22 protein-coding genes are annotated in these 23,091 nt (G+C 66.1%); 6 read left to right on the forward strand and 16 right to left on the reverse strand.

The window, feature by feature from the left end:
- Positions 1-220 precede the first annotated feature (220 nt).
- Genes glcF through AC5E6L_RS01060 form a run of 3 tightly spaced genes read right to left on the reverse strand, consistent with a single transcriptional unit; the run spans position 221 to position 4,259 of the window.
- Positions 221-1,567 carry a glycolate oxidase subunit GlcF gene (glcF, locus tag AC5E6L_RS01050; protein ID WP_491770661.1) on the reverse strand — a complete coding sequence of 449 codons (1,347 nt, stop codon included), beginning with the start codon at positions 1,565-1,567 and terminating at the stop codon, positions 221-223.
- Positions 1,568-1,578: 11 nt separating this feature from the next.
- Positions 1,579-2,820: an FAD-binding protein gene (locus tag AC5E6L_RS01055; RefSeq protein ID WP_491770663.1), complete on the reverse strand. Its 1,242-nt coding sequence runs from the start codon at positions 2,818-2,820 to the stop codon at positions 1,579-1,581.
- Entirely contained in the window at positions 2,817-4,259 is a 1,443-nt protein-coding gene (locus tag AC5E6L_RS01060) for an FAD-binding oxidoreductase (RefSeq protein WP_491229163.1), read from the reverse strand. Before AC5E6L_RS01060 ends, AC5E6L_RS01055 begins: the two co-directional genes overlap by 4 nt.
- Before the next feature lie 261 nt (positions 4,260-4,520).
- Here AC5E6L_RS01060 and AC5E6L_RS01065 point away from each other — a divergent pair, with 261 nt between their 5' ends.
- Positions 4,521-5,546, forward strand: coding sequence for a LysR family transcriptional regulator (locus AC5E6L_RS01065; protein ID WP_491229162.1), 1,026 nt, complete (start codon positions 4,521-4,523; stop codon positions 5,544-5,546).
- Between the two features lie 134 nt (positions 5,547-5,680).
- Here the strand turns inward: AC5E6L_RS01065 and AC5E6L_RS01070 are convergent, their stop codons facing one another.
- Positions 5,681-6,994, reverse strand: coding sequence for a DUF3422 family protein (locus AC5E6L_RS01070; protein WP_491229166.1), 1,314 nt, complete (start codon positions 6,992-6,994; stop codon positions 5,681-5,683).
- A gap of 289 nt (positions 6,995-7,283) precedes the next feature.
- On the opposite strand from AC5E6L_RS01070, the gene AC5E6L_RS01075 reads away from it, so the two are divergent.
- A complete protein-coding gene (locus AC5E6L_RS01075; RefSeq protein WP_491229161.1) occupies positions 7,284-8,060 on the forward strand; it encodes a FadR/GntR family transcriptional regulator in 777 nt (258 codons plus the stop codon).
- Between the two features lie 22 nt (positions 8,061-8,082).
- Here AC5E6L_RS01075 and AC5E6L_RS01080 read toward each other — a convergent pair whose 3' ends face one another.
- Positions 8,083-9,225 (reverse strand): alpha-hydroxy acid oxidase, encoded by a 1,143-nt coding sequence (locus AC5E6L_RS01080; RefSeq protein WP_491229160.1) that lies wholly within the window; start codon positions 9,223-9,225, stop codon positions 8,083-8,085.
- A gap of 88 nt (positions 9,226-9,313) precedes the next feature.
- Entirely contained in the window at positions 9,314-9,457 is a 144-nt protein-coding gene (locus tag AC5E6L_RS01085) for a hypothetical protein (RefSeq protein ID WP_491229159.1), read from the reverse strand.
- Positions 9,458-9,824: 367 nt separating this feature from the next.
- Here AC5E6L_RS01085 and AC5E6L_RS01090 point away from each other — a divergent pair, with 367 nt between their 5' ends.
- Complete coding sequence (locus AC5E6L_RS01090; RefSeq protein ID WP_491229158.1) at positions 9,825-10,559, forward strand: 16S rRNA (uracil(1498)-N(3))-methyltransferase; 735 nt, start codon at positions 9,825-9,827, stop codon at positions 10,557-10,559.
- 37 nt (positions 10,560-10,596) lie between these two features.
- Here the strand turns inward: AC5E6L_RS01090 and AC5E6L_RS01095 are convergent, their stop codons facing one another.
- On the reverse strand, positions 10,597-11,067 hold the full coding sequence (locus AC5E6L_RS01095; protein ID WP_491229157.1) for a YbjN domain-containing protein: 471 nt from the start codon (positions 11,065-11,067) through the stop codon (positions 10,597-10,599).
- Between the two features lie 116 nt (positions 11,068-11,183).
- Here AC5E6L_RS01095 and AC5E6L_RS01100 point away from each other — a divergent pair, with 116 nt between their 5' ends.
- Positions 11,184-12,560, forward strand: coding sequence for a glutamate--cysteine ligase (locus AC5E6L_RS01100; protein WP_491770667.1), 1,377 nt, complete (start codon positions 11,184-11,186; stop codon positions 12,558-12,560).
- A gap of 48 nt (positions 12,561-12,608) precedes the next feature.
- On the opposite strand, the gene AC5E6L_RS01105 is transcribed toward AC5E6L_RS01100, so the two are convergent.
- The 5 genes from AC5E6L_RS01105 to dapE all read right to left on the reverse strand — a co-directional run bounded on the left by AC5E6L_RS01105 (position 12,609) and on the right by dapE (position 17,625).
- On the reverse strand, positions 12,609-13,904 hold the full coding sequence (locus tag AC5E6L_RS01105; protein WP_491230824.1) for an NAD(P)/FAD-dependent oxidoreductase: 1,296 nt from the start codon (positions 13,902-13,904) through the stop codon (positions 12,609-12,611).
- Between the two features lie 146 nt (positions 13,905-14,050).
- Positions 14,051-14,287 carry a hypothetical protein gene (locus AC5E6L_RS01110; RefSeq protein ID WP_491230825.1) on the reverse strand — a complete coding sequence of 79 codons (237 nt, stop codon included), beginning with the start codon at positions 14,285-14,287 and terminating at the stop codon, positions 14,051-14,053.
- Positions 14,288-14,464: 177 nt separating this feature from the next.
- A complete protein-coding gene (locus AC5E6L_RS01115; protein WP_491770670.1) occupies positions 14,465-15,661 on the reverse strand; it encodes a winged helix-turn-helix domain-containing protein in 1,197 nt (398 codons plus the stop codon).
- A 186-nt stretch (positions 15,662-15,847) separates the two neighbouring features.
- Entirely contained in the window at positions 15,848-16,447 is a 600-nt protein-coding gene (locus AC5E6L_RS01120; protein WP_491228470.1) for a hypothetical protein, read from the reverse strand.
- Positions 16,444-17,625, reverse strand: coding sequence for a succinyl-diaminopimelate desuccinylase (gene dapE, locus AC5E6L_RS01125; protein ID WP_491770672.1), 1,182 nt, complete (start codon positions 17,623-17,625; stop codon positions 16,444-16,446). Before dapE ends, AC5E6L_RS01120 begins: the two co-directional genes overlap by 4 nt.
- 317 nt (positions 17,626-17,942) lie before the next feature.
- On the opposite strand from dapE, the gene adhP reads away from it, so the two are divergent.
- Positions 17,943-18,968, forward strand: coding sequence for an alcohol dehydrogenase AdhP (gene adhP, locus AC5E6L_RS01130; protein ID WP_491228472.1), 1,026 nt, complete (start codon positions 17,943-17,945; stop codon positions 18,966-18,968).
- Between the two features lie 9 nt (positions 18,969-18,977).
- Here the strand turns inward: adhP and AC5E6L_RS01135 are convergent, their stop codons facing one another.
- Positions 18,978-19,373, reverse strand: a complete 396-nt coding sequence (locus AC5E6L_RS01135) for a DUF805 domain-containing protein (RefSeq protein WP_491770674.1) — start codon at positions 19,371-19,373, stop codon at positions 18,978-18,980.
- A 6-nt stretch (positions 19,374-19,379) separates the two neighbouring features.
- Positions 19,380-20,234 (reverse strand): 2,3,4,5-tetrahydropyridine-2,6-dicarboxylate N-succinyltransferase, encoded by an 855-nt coding sequence (gene dapD / locus AC5E6L_RS01140; RefSeq protein WP_491770676.1) that lies wholly within the window; start codon positions 20,232-20,234, stop codon positions 19,380-19,382.
- Here dapD and AC5E6L_RS01145 point away from each other — a divergent pair.
- Positions 20,233-20,907 carry a hypothetical protein gene (locus tag AC5E6L_RS01145; protein WP_491228475.1) on the forward strand — a complete coding sequence of 225 codons (675 nt, stop codon included), beginning with the start codon at positions 20,233-20,235 and terminating at the stop codon, positions 20,905-20,907. The two genes, dapD and AC5E6L_RS01145, sit on opposite strands and share 2 nt — an antisense overlap.
- 116 nt (positions 20,908-21,023) lie before the next feature.
- Here the strand turns inward: AC5E6L_RS01145 and AC5E6L_RS01150 are convergent, their stop codons facing one another.
- Both AC5E6L_RS01150 and AC5E6L_RS01155 read right to left on the reverse strand, forming a co-directional pair.
- Positions 21,024-21,971 carry a D-ribose ABC transporter substrate-binding protein gene (locus tag AC5E6L_RS01150; protein ID WP_491228476.1) on the reverse strand — a complete coding sequence of 316 codons (948 nt, stop codon included), beginning with the start codon at positions 21,969-21,971 and terminating at the stop codon, positions 21,024-21,026.
- 70 nt (positions 21,972-22,041) lie between these two features.
- Positions 22,042-23,076 (reverse strand): ABC transporter permease, encoded by a 1,035-nt coding sequence (locus tag AC5E6L_RS01155; protein ID WP_491228488.1) that lies wholly within the window; start codon positions 23,074-23,076, stop codon positions 22,042-22,044.
- Positions 23,077-23,091 lie beyond the last annotated feature (15 nt).

The raw sequence follows: 23,091 nt of genomic DNA on the forward strand, positions 1-23,091 counted from the left end.
TTGCCAGATCACAAAATCCCGGCGCTCAGACGATTCCAGCCAAAGACAAACAGCTCTAGCTGGAAACGGTTCTGTTTTGCGGTCGGCGTGATGATCCGGCAGGACAGACGCCCCTTCGACAAGCTCAGGAGCCCGTAGCGGGGCTATGCGCTGCGCAGCGTTCCTCGGCCTTGCCGCAAAACCCCTCCGGCAGAACGATTCCATCCAAGCATGAAAGGCTCTAAAGACAAGCCGCTCTAAGGCCGGTGCGCAGAGCCGGTTTCGCATCCGGCACGCCCGCCGGCTTATCGCCGCCATGGACCCAGTTCAGCAGTTCGACCGTGTGCACGATGGGAATATCGGTGCCCGAGGCGATCTGGGTGATGCAGCCGATATTGCCGGTGGCGATCAGGTCGGGCCGCGTCGATTCGATGTTGCGCACCTTGCGCGCCTTCAGTTGCGCGGCGATCTCGGGCTGCATGATGTTGTAGGTGCCCGCCGAACCGCAGCACAGATGGCCTTCGGGCGGGTCCTTGACGGTAAAGCCGGCCGCTTTCAGCAGATCCTTGGGCTGGCGGGTGATCTTCTGGCCGTGCTGCATCGAGCAGGCCGAATGATAGGCGACGGTTAGGTTCGGCGCGATCGCCGGTTCGGGCAGGTCGAGCGTTGCCAGATATTCGGTGATGTCCTTGGCGAGCGCGCTGACGCGGGCGGCCTTTTCGGCGTAGGCGGGATCGAGCCGCAGCATGTGGCCGTAATCCTTGATCGTCGTGCCGCAGCCCGAGGCGGTGATGACGATGGCGTCCAGCCCGCCAGCGTCGATCTGCCGCGTCCAGGCATCGACATTGCGGCGCGCGTCGGCGAGCGCGGCTTCCTCGCGCCCCATATGGTGGACGAGCGCGCCGCAGCAGCCCTCTCCCTCGGGCACGACGACCTCGACGCCGAGCCGGGTCAGAAGACGGATCGCCGCCTCGTTGATGGCAGAGTTGAGCACCGGCTGCGCGCAGCCGGTCAGGATGGCGACGCGGCCGCGCCTGTCACCTCTGCCCGGATAGGAGGCCGGCACCGCATAGACCGAGGGCCGCTCGATCCGCGCAGGCGCCAGATCGAGCATCGCCGCGAACCGCTTGAGGGGCGGAATCGCCTTGAACAGCGGCGCGAGCGGCCGGCCCAGCCGCGCCGCGTGGAGCGCGGCCCTGAACCGGTCCGGATAGGGCAGCACCAGTGCCAGGATGGTGCGCGTCAGCCGGTCGAGCAGGGGTCGCCTATAGGTCTTTTCGATATGCGCGCGGGCGTGATCGACCAGGTGCATGTAGTTCACGCCCGAGGGGCAGGTGGTCATGCAGGCCAGACACGACAGGCAGCGATCGATATGCAGCACGGTCTTTTCGTCCGCCGGGCGGTCGTTCTCCAGCATGTCCTTGATCAGATAGATGCGCCCGCGCGGCGAATCGAGCTCGTTGCCGAGCGTCACATAGGTCGGACATGTCGCCGTGCAGAAGCCGCAATGCACGCATGAGCGCAGGATCTTTTCCGAATGGGCCGTGTGCGGATCGGCAAGCTGTTCGGGCGTGAAACTGGTCTGCATGGCTCGTTTCCTCAGGCGGCGTCCCGGGCCGGACCGAACGGGCGGCGGCCGGTGTCGAACACGCCGTCCGGGTCGAGCGCGGCGCGGATTTTCCCGCTCAATGCGGCGACCGGCGCGGGTTCGGGATGAAACACGTCGGTATCGGCCCGCGCGGTTTCGGACGCGCGCACCAGCAGCGCATGGCCGTCGCCATTGGCGGCGACAGCGCCGCGCACCAGGGCCGCCCGCGGATCATCGCCATCAAGCCGAAGCCAGATCAACCCGCCCTGCCAGTCGTGGAACGCCTGGCCCTGTGCCTTGTCCAGAATTGCGGCGACGACGGCGGGGCCGGCCATCGGCGCGACCGAGATGCGCCAGACAGGCCCGGTCCCGCCGTCGGCGAACGGGCGCACATTGCGCACCGCCGTCCAGGCCCGCCGCGAGGCGGCCGCATCCAGTTCGGCAACGCTCCGGCCCGTTTCAAGAAGGCCGGCAAGCCGCGCGGCGCGCTCGGCGACGGAAGCCGCAAAGCCTTCAAGACGGAGCAGCGTCGCCGGCTGCCCGGCGTGCGCGCCGCCAAGGGCGAACCCGCTGACATTGGCGGGCAGGTGCGATGCCGCCGAGACCTCGACGCTCGTGCCCATCGCCCGGGCCATCAACCGGGCGGCTTCGGCCGCATCGGCACCGTCGATGACGAGCGTCGCCTCGGTCTCGGGTCGCGGCAGCACCTTGAAGGCAACCTCGGTGATCAGGCCGAGCGCGCCCCATGAACCCGCCATGAGTTTGACCAGGTCGAGCCCGGTGACGTTCTTCATCACCCGGCCGCCATTGCTGATCGCCTCGCCCCGCCCGTTGACGAAACGCACCCCGAGCAGCGCATCGCGCGCCGCCCCCGCAAGAATGCGGCGGGGGCCGGACAGGTTGGTCGCCGCGATGCCGCCGATCGTCTGGCCGGCATCCGAGCCCAGAAGAGGCCCCCAATCGGCCGGCTCGAACATCAGCGCCTGATGGTTTTCGGCAAGCACCGCCTCGATGTCGGCGAGCGGCGTGCCGGCGCGGGCGACGATCGCCAGTTCCTCGGGATTGTACTCGACGATGCCGGTGAGGCCGGTCGAGGTGAGCGCGCGATCCGCCTCGATGCGATGACCGACCGCGCCCTTGGAGCCGGCGCCGACGATGGCGAGCGTCCGGCCCGCAGCGCGAGCCTCGGCGACCATGGCGCGGGCCTCGGCCTCGTCGGCCGGCGCAAGCGTCTCAAGGGCGGCCACGGTCACGAGGCTCCGCGCCGTTCGAACGCAAGCGGGAACACCTTGGACGGGTTCAGGATCCAGTCCGGATCGAAGGCCGCGCGCACGGCCATCTGCTGGTTCAGGTCGGCTTCGTTGAACTGGTGCAGCATCAGGTCGCGCTTTTCGACGCCGACGCCGTGCTCGCCGGTCAGGCAGCCGCCGGCGTCCACGCACAGTTTCAGAATGTCCATTCCCGCCGCCTCGGCCTTTTCGGCCTCGGACGGATCGTTGACATCGTAGAGGATCAGCGGGTGCATGTTGCCGTCGCCCGCGTGAAAGACATTGGCGACGCGCAAGCCGTAGCGCTCGATGATCGCATAGGTCTCGCGCAGCACGTATGAGAGCTGGCCGAGCGGGACCGTGCCGTCCATGCAGATATAGTCGGCGATGCGCCCGGTGGCGCCGAACGCCGACTTGCGTCCCTTCCAGATCTGCGCGGCCTGGGTGGCCGACTGGCTTTCCTTGATCGAGGCGACGCCGTGCTTTCTGGCGATGGCGACGATGCGCCCCAGCATGTCGTCCATCTCGGCCTCCGAGCCCTCGACCTCGATGATCAGCAGCGCCTCCACGTCCAGCGGATAGCCGGCCTTGGCGAATGCCTCGCAAATCTCGATCGCCGGCTTGTCCATGAACTCGATGGCGACGGGGATGATGCCCGCGCCGATGATCTCGGACACGCAGTCGCCGGCGACCTGCGAGGAGTCGAAGCCGAACAGCACCGGCCGGGCGCCTTCGGGTTTGGCAAGAAGCCGCACGGTCGCCTCGGTGACGATGCCGAGTTGGCCTTCCGAGCCGCACATCAGGCCCGGAAGATCGAGCCCGGGCGCGTCCAGCGCCTTGCCCCCCAGTTCGATGACCGTGCCGTCCAGCAGCACGACCTTGGCGCCGAGCAGGTTGTTCGTGGTCACGCCGTATTTGAGGCAATGGGCGCCGCCCGAGTTCATGCCGATATTGCCGGCGATCGTGCAGGCAAGCTGCGAGGAGGGATCGGGCGCATAGAAAAAGCCGTCCGCGGCGACATGATCGGAAATGGACAGGTTGGTCACGCCGGCCTGAACCGTGGCGGTGCGGTTTGCATGGTCGACATCAAGGATACGGTTCATGCGGGACACGCCGATCACCACCGCGTCCTCCTGCGGGATCGCGCCGCCGGCGAGCGATGTGCCGGCGCCGCGCGGCACCACCGGCACACCGCGTTCGGCGCAGAATTTGAGGACCGCGGCGACCTCATCGGTCGTACCGGGCAGGACAACGGCCAGCGGCACGCGGCGATAGGCGGTGAACGCGTCGGTTTCGAACGGCACCAGTTCGCGCGCATCGGTGATCAGGCACTCGCCCGTGACCAGCGCCGCAAGCCCGTCGACGATCTCTCCGCGCCGGGCGATGATGCCGGGATCGGGCTCAAGAAATGCGATTTCGTTCATGGTGCGCTCCTCCATTCGCGCCAACTGGTAAAAAATATTTACCAGTTATTGCCGATGATGGCAATAGGACTTTTTTAGCCGATTGTTCTGGACTTCGGCGTCCGCTGCACCAAGTCGTCAGTTCCGGCAGATGCATCCGGGTGTGATGCGGGCATGAACTGCGGCATTTTGTCTTGGATGCGCGATGGTAACGAGCCCTGCCGGAAGCAAAGGCCGGTACGCTATAGTTTCGTTGGCGGAAAAGATGGTACGTTGGCAGGTATGAGCAACTTTGGCGATCTTGAGATATTCGCCCGCGTTGTCGCCGCCGGCAGCATGTCCGCCGCAGGACGCGAGCTGGGCCTTTCGCCCGCCGTGGTCTCCAAACGCCTGCGCCGCCTTGAGGATCGGCTGGGCACGCGCCTTCTGCAGCGCACGACGCGCCAGATCGCGCTGACCGAAGCCGGTCAGGGGTTCTACGAGCGCGTGGTCGCGATCCTTGCCGGCGTCGAGGAGGCCGAAGCCTTCGTCTCGCGGCGCTCGGCGCTGGCGCGCGGGACGCTGAAGGTCAGCGCGCCGACCTCGTTCGGGCGCATGCACATCGCGCCTCATCTGGTTCCCTTCATGCGGGCCAATCCCGATCTTGCGGTCAACATGCTTCTGTCGGACGATCTGGTCGACATTGTCGGCGAGGGGTTCGACGTGGCGATCCGCATCGCCGAACTGGCCGATTCGAGCCTGGTGGCGCGCAAGCTCGCGCCCGTGCGCCGCGTCCTGTGCGCGTCCGCGGACTATCTGGCCGAGCGCGGTGTGCCGCAAACGCTGGACGATCTGGCCGGGCACAACTGCCTGACCCATCAGACATCCGACACCTGGCGACTGGACGGGCCGGACGGGCCGGTCACCGTCCGCCCCCAGGGCAACCTGGCCACCAATTCCTCCGAGGTGATCCGCGAGGGCGTGCTCGCCGGGCTCGGCATCGCATTGCGGTCGACATGGGATGTGGGGGGCGAATTGTCCTCGGGCCGGCTGGTCCAGGTGCTCGGCGACCACGAGGCTTCGACCAATATCGGCATCTACGCGATCTACCCCTCGCGGCAGTTCCTGCCGGTCAAGGTGCGCCTGTTCATCGACTATTTCGCCGAATTGTTCGGGTCGGTCCCCTACTGGGAGCGCGGCGCGCCGGCAATCGTTCCCGAGATCGGAACGCCGGCGCCGCCGGCAGGGCCCGCGCGGCCCGACAGCGCCCGGCCCGGCTATCGCGCCAACGGGCACGGCGGCAATGGGCGCGCGCTGCCGGGCGAATAGCCCGCAAGGCCGGTTCGCCAGCCCCTTGGGGCCCGGAGCATGTTCCCGAAAAGTATATGCGGTTTTCGGATAAGAACATGCTCACAATCAAAGAGTTGGGGCATTGCCAGTGATCAGGGATCACGACAGATGCCCTATTGCGGGTCCGCCTGGTCCCGTTCGGTGTTGCGGTGGCGGATGCGGCGCACGATCGTCCAGATCGACAGGACCGTCACCGGCACGAAGAGCGCGACGATCGCCTCGGTGCTCAGGCCCGGCAGCCGGCCGCCCACGCCTTCGACGGCATAGGCGAACAGGCCGACGACGTAATAGGAGACGGCGGCGACCGACAGGCCCTCGACCGTCTGTTGCAGGCGAAGCTGGAGTTTCGCGCGCCGGTCCATCGATTCCAGCAGATCCCGATTTTGCTTTTCGACCTCGACATCGATCCGCGTGCGCAGCAGGTTCGCCGCCCGGGCAAGCTTGCTCGACAAGCTCGCCTGCCGCTCTTCCACCGCCCGGCACGTGCGCATCGCCGGCGCAAGGCGCCGCTCCAGGAAGGAACGCCAGGTGTCGAAGCCCGGCAGCGGCTCCTCTTCGAGCGCGTTGAGCCGGTCGCTGACGATCTCGTCATAGGCGCGGCTCGCGCCGAACCGGTAGAGGCTGGAGGCCGCGTCCGCCTCCAGCTCGCCCGCCAGCGCGGTGATGTCGTCGAGCAGGCGCTCGGCGCCGCCCGGCGCGATCTCGCGCATGCGGTGCGTCAGTTCGGCCAGCCGATCCTCTGCGCTGCGCATGCGCGGCGAAAGGCTCTGGGCGAGCGGCAGGCCAAGCATGGCGAGCGTGCGATAGATCTCGACGTCGAAAAGGCGCTGCGCCAGCGCACCGGTGCGCTGGCGCGTCAGGCCCTTGTCGAGGATCAGGATGCGCGTGAGCCCGTTCATGTCCTGACGGAAATCGGTCGCGACCAGGGCATGCCCGCCCTCGGTGCCCGACAGGCACAGGGTCTGCCGGTCGAACGGCGCAAGCAGGGTTTCGCGGGTCCCGGCGTCATAGGGGCGCACATCGATGCGCACGCCCGCGATCAGCGATCCGGGAGCCGGAAAGGCGTCGCCGAACGGATGGCCGGTGAGCGGGTCTTCGGGCGAGGCCGGCAACGGCCCTTCCCAAAGATAGGTCGAGGCCTCCGTGTGCCGCTCCCACCAAAGGCTGCCAGGGCCGGTGCGGATGCGGTGGTGCCGGGCCGCCTCGGCGGGCGGGGCGATCCCGTGCTGGCGGGACAGTTCGGCCAGGACCGCCTGGTCGACCGCCGAGCCGCCATCGGTGACAAAGCAAAGCTTGAGCAGGGCGCGCGGCGCGCTGATCGAGGGGGCGGGACGGGCATGCACTTCGCCGGTCGCCGCCGCGCGCTGGGGATGAACCGGAAAACCGAACGGCCCCGAGCGGGCCACGCTCCCCGGCCGGTCGGACAGCGCCTCGCCGTCGCGCGCTGCTGCCTGTTCCGCGCGCTTGTCGTCAAGTGCCGTCAAGTCGCCCTCCTTGCCCGGCGCACCGTACCACGAAACGCCGAATTCAGCTTGCCCGCCCATGCGGCATCGGAGCGGGCGCTAACGGCGCAATCAAGCACATCGACCGGACATCGCCAATCGCAACGCTTCGCTGTCTTGGCCTGAAACGCCCTGTGATCGCATGAAGTGGACAATCAAATTGACCAGTCGCGCCGTCAGCGGATAGACTAAGGTCGAAGGAGCGTCAGCCATCATGAACGCAACCCTCTTCCATCGGATCAATCATGCGCGCACGGCAGACGAGGTGTGCGCGCAGATCGAGGCGCTCGTCCTTGAAGGCGTGCTGCGCGTCGGCGACAAGCTGCCGGGCGAGCGCGACCTCGCCCAGCAGCTCAACATTTCCCGCCCGATCGTGCGCGAGGCGCTCAAGGCGCTCGAACAGCGCGCGCTCTTGTCCACGCGCCATGGCGGCGGCACCTATGTGGCCGACGTGATCGGCGACGTCTTCTCCAAGACGATGCTGGAGCTGATCGCCGATCACCCCAAAGCGACCGACGATTATCTGGAATATCGCCGCGAGGTGGAAGGGATCGCGGCGGGCATGGCCGCCGCGCGCGCGACCGAGGACGACAAGGCGCTCCTGACCGCGATCATCGGGCGGATGGAAGCCGCCCACACCAAGGCCGATGTGGGCGAGGAAGCCGCGCTCGATGTCGAGTTCCACCAGGCGGTGAGCGAAGCGGCGCACAATGTGATCCTGATGCACACGCTGCGCTCCTGCTACCGGCTGCTGACGAACGGTTCCTTTTTCTCCCGCTCGCTGGTCTACGGCTATCCGGGCGCCCGCGACAAGCTGCTCGACCAGCATCTGGCGATCTACCGGGCGATCATGGACGCCGACCCAGATGCCGCGCGCCGCGCGGCCCAGGCGCACATGGAATTCGTGCAGCAATGCAAGCGCGACGCCGAAAAGGCCAAGGCATGGGAAACCGTCTCGCGCCTGCGCCGCACGCAGCGCAAGGCCGGCTGAGCGCTCCAGATCGTGTGGACGGTCAGGTTTCGACCAGATTGTGCCGGCCCACCTTGGCGATGTCGGTCTCGCCGGCGAGCCCCATCGTGACGTCGAGCTCCTTGCGGATGATCTCCAGCGCCTTGGCGACGCCTGCCTGCCCCATCGCGCCGAGCCCGTAAATGTAGGCGCGGCCGATGAAGGTCGATTTCGCGCCGAGCGCGATCGCCTTGAACACGTCCTGGCCCGACCGGATACCGCTGTCCATGTGGATCTCGACCCGGTCGCCGACCGCATCGACGATCGGCGCCAGCACGTCGATGGAAGCCTGGGCGCCGTCGAGCTGCCGCCCGCCATGGTTGGAAACGACCATCGCATCGGCGCCCACCTTGGCGGCGATCCGGGCGTCCTCGACATCGTTGATGCCCTTGAGGATCAGCTTGCCGTCCCATTTCGACTTGATCCAGGCGATCGAGTCCCAGTCGAGCGTGGGGTCGAACTGTTCGTGCGTCCATTCCGACAGCGAGGTCATGCCGGTCACGCCCGGCGCATGGCCGACAATGTTGCCGAAGCTGCGGTTCTTCGTGCCGAGCATGCCAAGGCACCATTGCGGACGCAGCGCCAGATCGGCGATCGCGCGCAGCGTCGGCTTGGGCGGGGCGGACAGGCCGTTCCTGATGTCCTTGTGCCGCTGGCCGAGCACCTGCAGATCGAGCGTCAGCACCAGCGCCTCGCAGCCGGCCGCCTTGGCGCGCGCGATCAGGTCCTCGACGAAGCCCCGGTCGCGCATCACGTAAAGCTGGAACCAGAACGGTTTGGCGGTCGCCTCGGCCACCGCTTCGATCGAGCAGATGCTCATCGTCGACAGCGTGAAGGGCACGCCGAACGCCTCGGCGGCGCGGGCGGCGGCGATTTCGCCGTCCGGATGCTGCATGCCCGTCAGGCCGACCGGCGCCAAGGCGACGGGCATCGCCACATCGCGGCCGATCATCTGCGTCTTCACCGAGCGCCGGTCTATGTTGCGCGCCACGCGCTGGCGAATCCTGATGCGGCCGAACGCGTCCGAATTGTCGCGATAGGTGGATTCGGTCCAGGCGCCCGAATCCGCATAGTCATAAAACATCTTCGGCACGCGGCGCCTGGCGCGCCGTTGAAGATCCGCGATCTCGGTGACGGGTCCGAACATGACAACACTCCCCAAGGAAAGGTAGGGCCGTGTTAACCGTTCAGGGGCGGCCTGAAAAGACAGCGCGCGGCCTTGACGCCGATCCTGCCTACCGTGCCCGGCTCTCCGCCGAAACGCCATAACCGTCGGTGGCGACATGGCCCGCAAGCGAGCTTGCCGAATATACGCCAAGACCCCAAAGGACGATGCCGAACAAGGTAGCAAGCGACAGCAATGTTGCGCGCAATGTCATGACGGCTCCCCAGTTCCCCAACGTCATCGGCGCGACCGCAATGGACCGGATTTGCTTTCGGCAATGTGACCCAGGAAAATGTGACCCAAGAAAATGTGACCAGGGACACGGATTTGCCGGGCCGCGCGCGGGCTGGCTAACCCGGCCGGACGGGTTTGGCCAGCATAAATTTGGGCAGGATGGCAGCAGGAGCGCAAATGACGTCGCGGAACCTTCTTGCGCATTTCGGCGACACGATCGAGGCGGGCCTGCGCGATGCCGAACGCGCACCGTCTTCGACCATGCGCTCCGGTTGGGGGCGCCCGAGGGTTCATGAAAAGGCCGCTGCCGGTTGACGCGGACGGAGCGGCGGTCCATCGCATGCGCCATGCGCGCCAACCACAAACTCCAGCGCCTGTTCGTGGATGCTCCGCTCGCCAAGGGCGCGACCGTCGCGGCGGACGCCGGGCAGGCCAACTATCTGCGCAACGTGTTGCGCATGGCCGACGGCGCGGAACTGCTCGTCTTCAACGGCCGGGACGGGGAATGGCGCGCGCGGCTCGCCATGGCGGGCAGGCGCGATCTTCGGCTGGTCGCCACCGGGCTCGAAAGAGCGCAGCCCGACGCCCCGGACCTGATCTACGCCTTCGCGCCGCTCAAGGCGGGCCGGCTCGATTACATGGTGCAGAAGGCGGTCGAAATGGGTGCGGGCGTGTTGCAGCCGGTGCTGACCCGGCACACGCAGGTGGCGCGGCTCAATGTCGACAGGATGCGCGCCAACGCGCTGGAAGCGGCCGAGCAATGCGGCGTGCTGTCGGTTCCCGGCTGCCGCGATCCGATCGGGTTCGATGCCTTCCTGACGCGATGGGACCCCGGCCGGTGCCTTGTGTTTTGCGACGAGGGCCATGAGACGAACAATCCCCTCGATCGGCTGGCGCCGCTCAAGGGGCGGCCGCTGGGCATCCTGATCGGTCCGGAGGGCGGGTTTTCCGACGAGGAGCGCGCACGGCTGCGGGCGCGGCCGTTCGTGACGCCGGTCCCACTCGGCCCGCGCATCCTGCGCGCCGATACGGCCGCTGTCGCCGCGCTGGCAGTGGTCCAAGCGGCGGCGGGCGACTGGTGAGGCCGACACAGCGGCGGCATGCGGTCGCAGGCGGGCTCTACTCGCCCAGCACGTTCACCTTGAAGTCGGCCAGCATGATCTGCCACCAGTCGATCGTGTCTTCGAGATTGCTCGTCGTCACCCCCTCGAACAGGTTGACGTCCATCTCCAGGATCGGGTCCTCGACCTGGTCCAGATAGGCCTTGGCGAACCGCTTGTCGCGATTCCAGGCGTTCAGCGCGGCAGGCGAATGGGCGCCATCGGTCTCCCATGCCGCGCGGAACTGGATGGAGCGGCATTGTGCGCCCGAACCGTTGCAGCCGAAGAAGAGCACGAGAAAACGCGTGCCCTCCATCCGCCCGACGATCAACGGATCGCCCGCGGCGTCGGTTTCGAGCACCGCGCTTCCAAAGCCGCGGATCAGGTTGACGATCCGGTCGGGATCGGTTGCATCGATCATGGTCTGGGCCGATGCGGCGGTGATCGGCAGCAACGCGCCGGCCAGAAGGCAAAGGGTGGTTCTTTTCATCTTAACCTTGAATGTCGTAAACGTGAAAACAGTTCGCACAATGGCAAGACAATCCGCTTGCCGCAACGCCTATCATGAGCCATTCAGGCGGCCTTGTGCGATCGGAGCGGATGATCATGGCGCGCGACACCACCGACGATACGCCGATCGAAGGCGTCGCCGAGCTGGCGGCCTATCTCGAAGCGGGCTGCAAGCCGGTCGAGGAATGGCGGATCGGGACCGAGCACGAGAAGTTTCCCTTCTATGCCGCCAACAACGCCCCGGTGCCCTATGGCGGCGGGCGCGGCATCGCCCGCCTGCTGGAAGGCATGCGCGAAAAGCTCGGCTGGCAGCCGATCGTCGATGACGGCAACATCATCGGCCTTTACGAGCCGACCGGGACGGGCGGGGCGATCTCGCTGGAGCCGGGCGGCCAGTTCGAACTGTCCGGCGCGCCGGTGGAAACGATCCACCAGACCTGCCGGGAATCCAATGCCCATCTCGCCCAGCTCCGGCTGATCGCCGATCCGCTCGGCATCAAGTTTCTCGGCCTGGGCGCAAGCCCCAAATGGTCGCTCGCCGATACGCCGAAAATGCCCAAGTCGCGTTACGACATCATGCGCGCCTACATGCCGACCAGGGGCGGCGAGGGCCTGGACATGATGCACCGGACCTCCACGATCCAGGTCAATCTCGATTTCTGCTGCGAGGCGGACATGCGCACCAAGATGCAGGTCGCCTACCGGTTGCAGCCGGTCGCCACGGCCCTGTTCGCCAATTCGCCCTTCACCGAAGGAAAGCCGAACGGCTTTGTGTCCTGGCGGGCCGACATCTGGCGCGATACGGACAATGACCGCTGCGGCGTGCTGCCGTTCGTCTTCGCCGACGATTTCGGCTTCATGGACTATGTTCAATGGGCGCTCGACGTGCCGATGTATTTCATCCTGCGCGAAGGCCGGTATGTCGACTGCACGCATATGACCTTCCGCCAGTTCATGGACGGCGCGCTCGAAGGGCGGATTGCGAACCCGCGCCCGACAAGGGGCGACTGGACCAACCATCTGTCGACGGTCTTTCCCGAGGTGCGGCTCAAGCGCTTCATCGAAATGCGCGGCGCCGATGGCGGTCCCTGGCGGCGCATCTGCGCCTTGCCGGCGCTCTGGGTGGGCCTTCTGTACGATGAGACGGCGCTCGAAGCGGCCGACGCGCTCACCCGATCCTGGACCTATGAGGATGTGGTCGCGCTGCGCGACGCCGTGCCGGCCGAGGGCCTGAACGCCCGCATGCGCAACCAGTCGGTGCGCGACATCGCCTATCAGATGCTCGGCATCGCGCGCGAGGGGCTCAGGGCGCGCGCCCGGTTCAATGCCGACGGGTTCGACGAGGCCCATTTCCTCGCCCCGCTCGAAGAGATCGCCGCGCGCGGCACAACGGCGGCCGAGCAGATGGTCACCAAATATCACAGCGTGTGGGGCGGCTCGGTCGCGCCGGCATTCCTGGAATATGCCTATTGAGCAGAGGTGGCAGGATGACAGCGCGCACCTCGGTATGAGGGCGTTTGCTCACAACCGGTCCAGCATCGCGTACCAGCTCAAGGCCAGCGTCAGCATCGGCCCGCGGAATCGCCGCCCACCGGGAAAGGGTGGGATATCGAGACCCCTGAACAGATCCAGCCGGTCGCGGTTGCCGGCCACCGCCTCGGCCCACAATTTGCCGGTGAAATTGGCCAGCATGACGCCATGGCCCGAATAACCGCCCACCGCCGTGACGCCCGGCATGACCTGCCGCACGAACGGCTCGCGCGGCAGCGTGATTCCGACCGACCCGCCCCAGGCATGGGTGATCGGGACATGGCGCAGGGCGGGATAGACCTCGATCATCTGCCGGCGCACGCCCGCCTCGATGTCGGCCGGCGTTTCGCCGCCATAGGCCTCGCGCCCGCCGAACAGCAGCCGCCCGTCCCGCAGGCGCCGAAAATAACGCACGACGAACCGGCTGTCGTCCACGCTTTGGCGCCCCGGAAGGATCGTCTCGTCCGCCGCCCCTTCGAGCGGCGCGGTCGCGCCGATGAAGGAGCGGATCGGCATCACATGGCGCGCCATGACCGGTTCGAGCGCTTCATCCCCATGGGCGTTGACGGCGACGAGGACGCGGGCCGCCGTCACCGTGCCCGCCGGCGTCGCCAGGCGCACCTTGGGGCCCTGGGACGTGATGCCGGTGACCTTCGTGTTCTCGTGCAGACGGGCGCCGCGCGCGGCGGCGACCTTCGCGGTCCCCACGACCAGCTTCAACGGCTGTATATGCCCGGTTCCGCAGTCGTGAACGCCGCCGAAATAGCGCTCCGACCCCAGCATCGCCGCCGTTTCGGCCCGGTCGAGAAACCGCAGATGCGGGTAGCCGAAGCGTTCTGCCATCGTTTCCGGATAGGCGCGGTAGGCATCGACATGGCGCCCCTTGTGGGCGACCGAGACATGGCCCGGCGTGTAATCGATGTCGATATCGTTGTTTCGGGCGAACGACAGAAGGTGCCGCTTGGCTTCCTCGGCGAGATCGAACAGCGCCCTGGCGCGATCGTAGCCCAGCGTCTTCTCGTGCGTGTCCGGCGACGAACGCTGCCCCGTGTTGAGCTGCCCGCCATTGCGCCCCGATGCGCCGTCCCCGAACCGCGCCGCGTCGACCAGCACCACCGACGCGCCCAGCCGTGCCGCCTCGGCCGCCGCCGCAAGGCCGGTGAAGCCGCCGCCCACGATGCACACATCGGCCGCCGCATCGCCGGAGAGCGGCGCATAGGCCGGCCGGGCGCCGGCCGACGCCTCGTACCAGGAGAGGCCCGGCGAGATAGGGCTTCGGTAAGTCATGATCGAGACGCAGGGCTCAACGGTAAAGGCCCTTGAGCGCCTCTGCCATCACATCGATCATATGTCCGATATCGTGCATGACGTTGTAGGCGCGCACCGCAAATCGCAATTGTCCGTAGCTGATCTTATGGATCACCCGTGTTTGCTCAAGACGTTTCGACAAGGGCGCGATCGCCGCGTCCGACGAAAACCGTGACCGCCCGCATCGCCGAAGCCTCCGCCAGGTGGTCGGGGAAACGATCGACGGCCGCCCTCACACGGTCATGCGGGATCATCTTGTCGCATACCGACAGATAGGTCTTCCGCTTCAGTGCCGGGAAGCCTCTTCGAAAGCGCTCAAAGGGGCCCGCCTCGATCACAGCCGGCGCGGCGTTGCGCGTCATGGCGTCTCAAGACCGCTTGCGATCGTTGCGAGACTGGTTCGGCGCTGGCCGGCCTGGCGTTCAGGGACAGCCTCTGGCGTATGCTCCCGAAAAGTGTATGCGGTTTTCGGATAAGAACATGCTCACAATCAAAGAGTTGGAGCATTGCGCGTGAACCGGGGATCATGAGAAATGGTGTCACCCGCGCATCCACCCCTCGGCGAATACGACGGTTTCGGTCTCCGCGAGCAGCCTGACCCGGTCGAGTTCCGATGTGAGAGCGACGGTGCGGGCCTTTCCCATTCGCACCCCGGCTTCCGGCCAGAAGGCCTGGACGAGGAGCACGCCATCGATCCGCCTGGCGTCGATGCGGCCGATCAGCCGGTCGCCCTGCATGACCGGAAAGACATAGTAGCCGTATCGCCGCTTCGCTTCCGGCACGAAGATCTCGATCCGATAGTGGAAGCCGAACAGGCGCTCGGCCCGGTCCCGATCGCGCAAGGCGGGATCGAACGGTGACAGGAGGCGGACGCGCCCTGTCGACTCCGACAGCGACGCCACTTCGTCGAGAGTGGCCTTGGTGGTGAAGCTGCGCCGGCGCGACCCGTCGGCCATCCCGATATCCGCCTCGATGAGGCGGCCCTCGGACAGCGCCCTCGCACACCAGGCTTTCGCCTCGTCGCGCGTTATGATCTCGAAGAACGCCGCCAGCTCGCCGCTCGTACCAAATCCGAGGCGTCGCAGCGCCTGCGACATCGCCCAGTCGACGATCGCGTCGTCATCACGACGCCGGTTTCGGTGCTCCACTGGAATCACGTTCTCGGCAAGGTCGTAGAACTTCCTGAAGCCCCGGCGATGACAGATCGCCAGTCGGCCGGACCGCCACAGGAACTCAAGCGCCGTCTTGGAGGGATGCCAATCCCACCAGCCCGACGAGCCCTTTGCCTCCTCGCCGCCGACATCGAGCGAGCAGGCCGGGCCATGGTCCGCGATGTGACGCAGCACCTGTTCGATTTCCGCCTCCCAACCAGCCCGACGTGCGGCGGGCCAGCGCGCCCGCATGCGCGCTTCGTCGCGCCTGAATTTCAAGCGCCACATCGGATAGAACGCCATCGGGATCACGGCTGCGTCATGCGTCCAGTGCTCGAACGCGGACCTTCGTCGCGCGACAAGGTTCTCAAGCGCCTTGGGACGATATCGCCCACGACGCGACCACAGGATCAGATCATGCGCGCGGGCGAGCGTGTTGACGCTGTCGACCTGGACGAAGCCGAGTGCGTCAAGCACGCGGTCCAGGTCCTCGCCCCGGCCGGACCCCGAGCCCGGGCGCAGCAAGAGATGCCGGTCGAGAAACAGCCGGCGGGCGCTTCGATTGTCAAGAAAGGGGCGACTCATCCCGTCTCTATCGCCGAGGAGGCGGCAAAAGCGCAATATCTTGTGTGGATGGCTCCGGGATTGCAAGAGTTTTGCTATGAAGTATTCCCAAGGTCAGATGCGGCCCTGTGTCTAGAGCGGTTTGTCTTTAGACCGGTCGGGCCGTGTGGCTCACCGGTCCCCATGGGAGCGCCCGCATCACGGAGCTTACAAGAAACCGCCGGACACCGCGGACGCAGCGCTGGCGTAGACGGCGATCAGGGCAATGCCCATTGCCAGCTCGCCGCCCACGAAGGCAATGGCAACACGCCGCGAACAAGCAAGGGCTGCCCGCACGAGCCGGACCGCGGCAAACAGCACCCCAACGATCAGGACGATCCCGGCCAACAGAATCGGCGTGCCGGATGCGGGCAGGACCATGAGCGCGATAAAATAGAGCGCGAGCACGTAGCTGAACAGGGCGTTGGACCAGTTGCGCACGACGATCAGATGCGCAAAGCGCGCGCCAAAGCCCAGCGGCTTTACGATCACGGCGAAGACCGCGATCGGCAGGAACCAGGCAACCGATTCCAGCACCGCATCCCGGGCGATCAGCGAAGCGAGGCTTCCCGATGGCGTATCGGCCAGGGCGGTGACGGCGCCGATCACCCAGCCGAAGAAAAGCGCAGGCAGCGCGACGATGATGGCCGAGAAGGAGCGCCAGAAGCCGTCCGACGAGATGTCCATGCGTTCGAGCGCGCCCGGCCGGCCCGCTATGACGCCGATGACGCTTTCCAGATGATGGAAGGCATAATCGAGATTGATCATCGGGCGCCCTGCTGCGCGAACCAGCGGGCGATGAAATCGGCATAGATGGCGGTCAGCATCTCAAGGTGGGCGAGCGGCACATGTTCGTCGACCATGTGCATCGTCTTGCCGACGAGGCCGAATTCGACCACGGGGCAATAATTCTTGATGAAGCGCGCATCCGAGGTGCCGCCGGACGTCGAAAGGACCGGTTGGCGCCCGGTCACGGATGCAATGCTTGCGGCAAGCGCGCCGGTCAGGGCGTCGTTGCGGGTCAGGAAGACCGGGCTGACCGGCGCCGCCCAGTCGAGCGCGTGGCGCACCGTCGCATCCGTGGCCGCCTTCGAAAGGCGATCGGTGATCGCCGCTTTCAGGCTCGGTTCGGTCCAGCGGTCGTTGAACCGGATGTTGAAGCCCATGGTCGCGCGCGCCGGAATGACGTTCGCCGCCCGGTTGCCCGTATCGATCGTCGTGATTTCGAGATTGGAGGGCTGGAAGTCCTGTGTGCCCTCGTCCAGCGCCGGCGCGACCAGCGCCGCGCCGAGCGCCAGAACGCCGCGCAGGGGATTGTCGGCCAGGTGGGGATAGGCCACGTGGCCCTGCGTGCCGGTCACCGTCACCGTGCCCGACAGCGATCCGCGCCGGCCGATCTTGATCATGTCGCCGATCGCGTCCGGATTGGTCGGCTCGCCGAGAAGGCACCCGTCCCACGTCTCGCCGCGCGCGGCCGCCCAATCGAGCAGCTTGACAGTGCCGTTGATCGCCGGCCCCTCCTCATCGCCCGTGATCAGCAGCGAGACCGATCCCGAAGGCGCCTCGCCCTTTTCGACAAGCCGGGCGAGCGCGGCGACGAAACAGGCGATCCCGCCCTTCATGTCGACCGCCCCGCGCCCGAACAGGCGGCCGTCTGCAATCTTGGCGCCGAACGGGTCGTGGCTCCAGGCGTCGACATCGCCCGGCGGCACGACGTCCGTGTGTCCGGCGAACATCAGGTGCGGGCCTTCACCGCCCCGTCGCGCATAAAGGTTCTCGATGTCGGCGGTGCCGGCCTGGGCGAAGGCGGGTCGTTCGCCGGCAAAGCCCATCGGCGCGAGCAGCCCTTCGAGCACGCTCAGCGCGCCGGCATCGGCGGGCGTCACGGACGCACAGCGGATCAGGCGCGCCAGGTTGTCGGACGGATCGGTCGGTAAACTCGTCATGGTCGCTTAGGTCATTCCCGCATGGCCCGTGGGTGACCTAGTGTGGTGGATTTGAAGTTCGTTACAGTGTTCGCGGCACGCTTCTGAACGAACTGCAAATCCGTAAACCACACCAGAATCAAAGACCTGCTAGTGTCCTGATCGAATCTGAAGTGCGTACGGAGCATGCTGCGTAACGAAGCGAGCTTCAGATCAGGGACACTAGCCAATAGGCCGGCCCGAGTCACCTGCGCATGCGCGATCGCGCCGTGGCGGATCGAGTTTTCTTGACACGAGCAATCACGGCAACGCAACCTATAAAAGAAAAGGAGGAGAAAATGCAATCCACGATGCGCGCCGCCGTCGTCACCGAGCTGGGAAAGCCGCTGGACATTCGCGAGGTCGACCGGCCGGACCCCGGCCCCGGCGAGATTCTGGTCCGTGTCCACGCCTCCGGCGTTTGCCACACCGACCTGCACGCCGCCGAGGGCGACTGGCCGATCAAGCCCGTGCCGCCCTTCATTCCCGGCCATGAAGGCGTCGGTTTCGTCGCCGGCGTCGGGACCGGGGTCGAGGGCGTCAAGGAGGGCGACAGGGTCGGCATTCCGTGGCTCTATTCGGCATGCAGCCATTGCGCGCATTGCGTGGGCGGCTGGGAAACCTTGTGCGAGAGCCAGCGCAATACCGGCTATTCGGTCAATGGCGGCTTTGCCGACTATGTGCTGGCCGACCCCGACTATGTCGGCCATCTGCCCGACAATGTGGAATTCGGCCCGGCGGCGCCCGTCCTGTGCGCGGGCGTGACCGTCTACAAGGGTCTCAAGGAGACCGAGGTCAAGCCCGGCCAGTGGGTGGCGATCTCGGGCATTGGCGGCCTCGGCCACATGGCCGTGCAATATGCCAAGGCGATGGGCATGCGCGTCGTCGCCGTCGACATCGCCGACGACAAGCTGGCGCTGGCCAAACGCCTGGGCGCCGACGAAACGATCAACGCCGGCACAACCGATCCCGCCGCCAGGATCGCAAAGGAACTGGGCGGCGTCCACGGCGCGCTGATCACGGCGGTGTCGACGACCGCCTTCAATCAGGCCGTCGGCATGCTGCGGCGTCACGGCAACATGTCGCTCGTCGGCCTGCCGCCGGGCACGTTTCCGTTGCCGATCTTCGAGGTGGTGCTCAAGCGGCTGACCATCCGCGGTTCCGTCGTCGGCACGCGCAACGACCTCACCGAGGCGCTGGGCTTTGCCGAAAACGGTCAGGTCGCCGCCAGTTTCGCCTGGGACAGGCTCGACAACATCAACGCCATCTTCGACAGGATGCGCGCCGGCGCGATCGAGGGCCGGATCGTGATGGATCTGAGCTGAGCGGACCGATCAGCCCTTCGGTCCGCCGCGCGGAAAGGGCGGCGGGCCGTGCCGGTTGGTTTCCTGCGTCGAGGGCCAGAAGGCCAGGACCAGGAACGCGATGTAGGAGATCGGCTGGATCAGCAGCAGCGCGGCCAGGATCGCAGGCAGGCCGATATCGTGCAGGCGCTTGACGGCGAGCGCCACCAGGACCCAGGCCGAAACCATCCAGACGACGAACAGCGCCGCGCCCCACAGCGCCCGTTCGCCGCTGTCCTCGGGCGCGCCGATGATCTGGGCGATGACCGCGCCCTGGATCAGGAGCATGCCGAGCGCGCCGAGCCAGAAGCTCTTGCGCCCGATCCGGCCCCTGAAGCCGAACAGGACCCATTTTATGGTGAGCGGATGGGCGGGGGCGGCGGTCATGGCCCCTCAGTCTCGCAGCAATTCGTTGATGCCGGTCTTCGAGCGGGTCCGCTCGTCGACGGTCTTGACGATGACGGCGCAGTAAAGGCTCGGACCCGGCGTGCCATCGGGGAACGGCCTGCCCGGCATCGCGCCGGCGACGACCACCGAATAGGGCGGCACCTCGCCATAGGTGATATCGCCGGTGGCGCGGTTCACGATCTTCGTCGACTTGCCGATGAACACGCCCATGCCCAGCACCGAGCCCTGGCGCACGATGCAGCCCTCGACCACCTCCGAACGCGCGCCGATGAAGCAATTGTCCTCGATGATGGTCGGGCCGGCCTGCATCGGCTCCAGGACGCCGCCGATCCCGACGCCGCCCGAAAGGTGCACATCCTTGCCGATCTGCGCGCAACTGCCCACCGTCGCCCAACTGTCGACCATCGTGCCCTCGTCCACATAGGCGCCCAGATTGATAAAACAGGGCATCAGGACGGCGTTCCTGGCGACAAAGGCCGAGCGGCGCACCGTGCAGTTGGGCACGGCGCGGAACCCGGCGCGCTCGAACTCGGCCGCCGACCAGCCCTCGAACTTGGAGGGCACCTTGTCCCACCAGGTCGCATCGCCCGGCCCGCCCTTGACGATCCGCATCGGGTTGAGCCGGAACGACAGGAGCACGGCCTTCTTCAGCCATTGATGCACGGTCCAGGCGCCGTCCCCGCCGCGCGAGGCGACGCGCGCCTTGCCCGTGTCGAGCAGGTTCAGCGCCTCCTCGACCGCCTCGCGCACTTCGCCGCGCGTTTCGGTCGATATCCGGTCGCGATCGTCGAAGGCGGCTTCGATGGTCTGTTCAAGGGCGGCGATATCGGGACCGGGCATGATGCATCCTTCGATTGCGGGGTGGCCGGGGCGATGCGGCGAGCAGCGGCCGGCCGGTGCGGTTTTCCCGGAAGGCTCTAGGCGAGGGCGCCCCGCAAGGTCAATCGCATGCGGCCATCGGCGCCGGCGGGAAGGATCGGAGACGACGGGAGCAGCCTCGCCGGATGACGTTGCGTCCCGTTCGGCGGCGCCTCGTTTGCCCGGTGACGGCGGGTGTGACGTGATCGTACATATGTATGATTTGGCAGTGGATCATTTTTACCGGTGCAATAGATTGAACTCTGGAATTAATTGGGAGATGAACATGTCCACACTGGAAAATGTCAGCGATGACATAAACAACCAATATGCCCTTCTCAACATACTTGATGGGAAGGCATCGGCACTCCTTTCTTATAATTCCATATTTCTAGCAGTTATCGCATTTATGTTTGATGAAATTGAAGGTCCGGCCGTCTACGGATTGTTTGTCGTATTTCTGAATTTAATCGTGACATGCATTTTTCTTCAAGGCGTAATATGGTTGCGCTGGTCGAATTTGGAGGAAAGCGCGGAAGAGTTGAGCTATATAAGGAAATCCAGGACATATAAATATCAAGCTGCCTGGGCCCTGTCTTTGGTCACGGTTTTGTTTTTCCTTGTCTTTATTGTTCTGTATTGGATGTATCGGTAGAGCAAGGCAGGCTTGGGTCTGTGGCGCCGGGACGATTCCGACAGCAATGGTTGTGCCGGAAAAACGAAAGGCGCCCCTCTTGGGGGGCGCCCTCCAAAAGCGGCTGGCCGCATGCCCTATTGGGAGAGCGTGAACGGGGCGGTGTAGCGGTCGACATTGTCCGGTGTGATCAGCAGGCAGTCGAAGAGCTGCTTTTCCTGATCGACCATTGGCTCGCCGTTCCTGATGTAATGGTCGGCCTGAATGACGGCCTCGCGCGAGAAGACCGCCACCGGCTGGAGCACGGTGTAGGCCATCTCTTGGGCCTTGATCGCCTCGACGGCGTCGGGCGAGCCGTCGAACCCGCCGACGATGAAGCCGTCAAGGCGGCCCGCTTCCTTCAGCGCGGCGATCGCGCCCAGCGCCATTTCGTCATTGCCCGAGATCAGGGCGTCGATGTCGGGGTTGGCCTGCATGATCGACTGCATCTTGTTGTAGCCCTGGGTCCGGTCCCAGTTGGCGACTTCCTCGGCGACCTTGACCAGGCCCGGATACTGGCTGAGCACGGTGTTGTAGCCGTTGGAGCGTGTCGCTGCATTGTTGTCGGCGGGGTTGCCGACCAGTTCGACATATCTGGCCTCGTCGCCGACGATCTGCTGCCAGGCCACCGCGCCAAGCGCCGCGCCCTGGGCATTGTTGGACACGAGCTGGCCGATGGCGATGCCGCTCTCGTTGATCTCGGCATTGACCAGGAACACCGGGATGCCCGCATCGGTCGCCTTGCGCACCACGCCGACGGAGCCGTCGGCATTGGCCGGGTCGAGGATGATGGCCTTGGCGCCATTGGTGATCGCCGCGTCAACGAGGTTGGATTCGACGTTGGTGTCGCCCCTGTGGGCGGACACCGTCGCCGTGTAGCCCAGCCCCTCGGCGGTGGCTTTGGCGACCTCGCCCTCGGTGAACCAATAGGGGTTCGCCGGGTCGTTGACGATGATGGAAATGAAGCCTTCCGCCCGGGCGGGACCGGCCATCAGCGGCAAGGTGGCCGCCGCGGCCAGCAAGGCACGCTTGGTGAGCTTGATCATGGTGAGTCTCCTCTCTGTGGTGATCCTTGATTGTTCCGGTGCGGTCGGATGGCGGCGGCTTGCCGCAGCCTCACGCGCTGCTGCGCCCGCCTCCATAGCGGATGGAGTTCAGCATGACGGCGAGCACGATGACGGCCCCGGTGAAGACGGTCTGCCAGTAGGCCGACACGCCGGTGATGACGAGGCCGGCGCCCAGAAACACGATCACGAACGCGCCCAGCAGCGTGCCGCCGACGGTGCCGCGCCCGCCCATCAGCGAGGCGCCGCCGACGACAACGGCGGCGATCGCCGTCAGTTCGTAGGTCGTGCCCGCGGTCGGCCCCGCCGAGGTGAGCTGCGAGCTCAGCACGAGACCGGCAATGGCGGCGCAGACGCCCGACAGCACGTAGACCCAGACATAAACCGCCCGGACCGGCACGCCCGAAAGTTCGGCGGCATTGGCGTTGCCGCCCGTCGAATAGAGCCAGCGGCCGAACGCGGTGCGGGTCAAAAGAAGATAGACGCAGATGGCGACGCCGGCGAGGATGAAGATGCTGATCGGCACACCCCACAGCCGGTTGAAGCCGAGCCATTCAAAGCCCGTATTGCCCAGCGCCGGATCGCCGGACAGGTTGTTGTAGGTCAGGCCGTTGGTCATCAGCAGCGCGATGCCCCGCGCGACATAAAGCGTTCCGAGCGTCGCAACGAAGGCGGGCACCTTGAACCAGGCGACGAGCGCGCCGTTGACCAGCCCGACAAGGGCGCCGACGGCCAGCGTGCAGACCATGACGGCCCATACGGGCATGTAGACGATCACGCCCAGGCCGGTCAGCTCCACGCCCGTCATCAGGAAGCCGGCGACGACCCCGCACAGCGCCAGCGTCGAGCCGACCGACAGGTCGATCCCGCCCGACAGGATCACGAGCAGCATGCCCACCGCCAGCAGCCCGAACACGGCGACCTGTGCGCTCATGATGAGAAAGTTGGCGAGCGTGAAATAGTTCGGCGACAGGAACGAGAACACCGCGATGATGGCGATGAGCGCGAAGAAGGCGCGCCCCTCCATCAAAAGCTGCAACGGGTTCGGTCCGCGCCTTTGCGCCCCTCCAAGGCCCGCATGCGCCATGTCCGACATGTCGGC

Source organism: Roseitalea sp., from assembly GCF_984466335.1.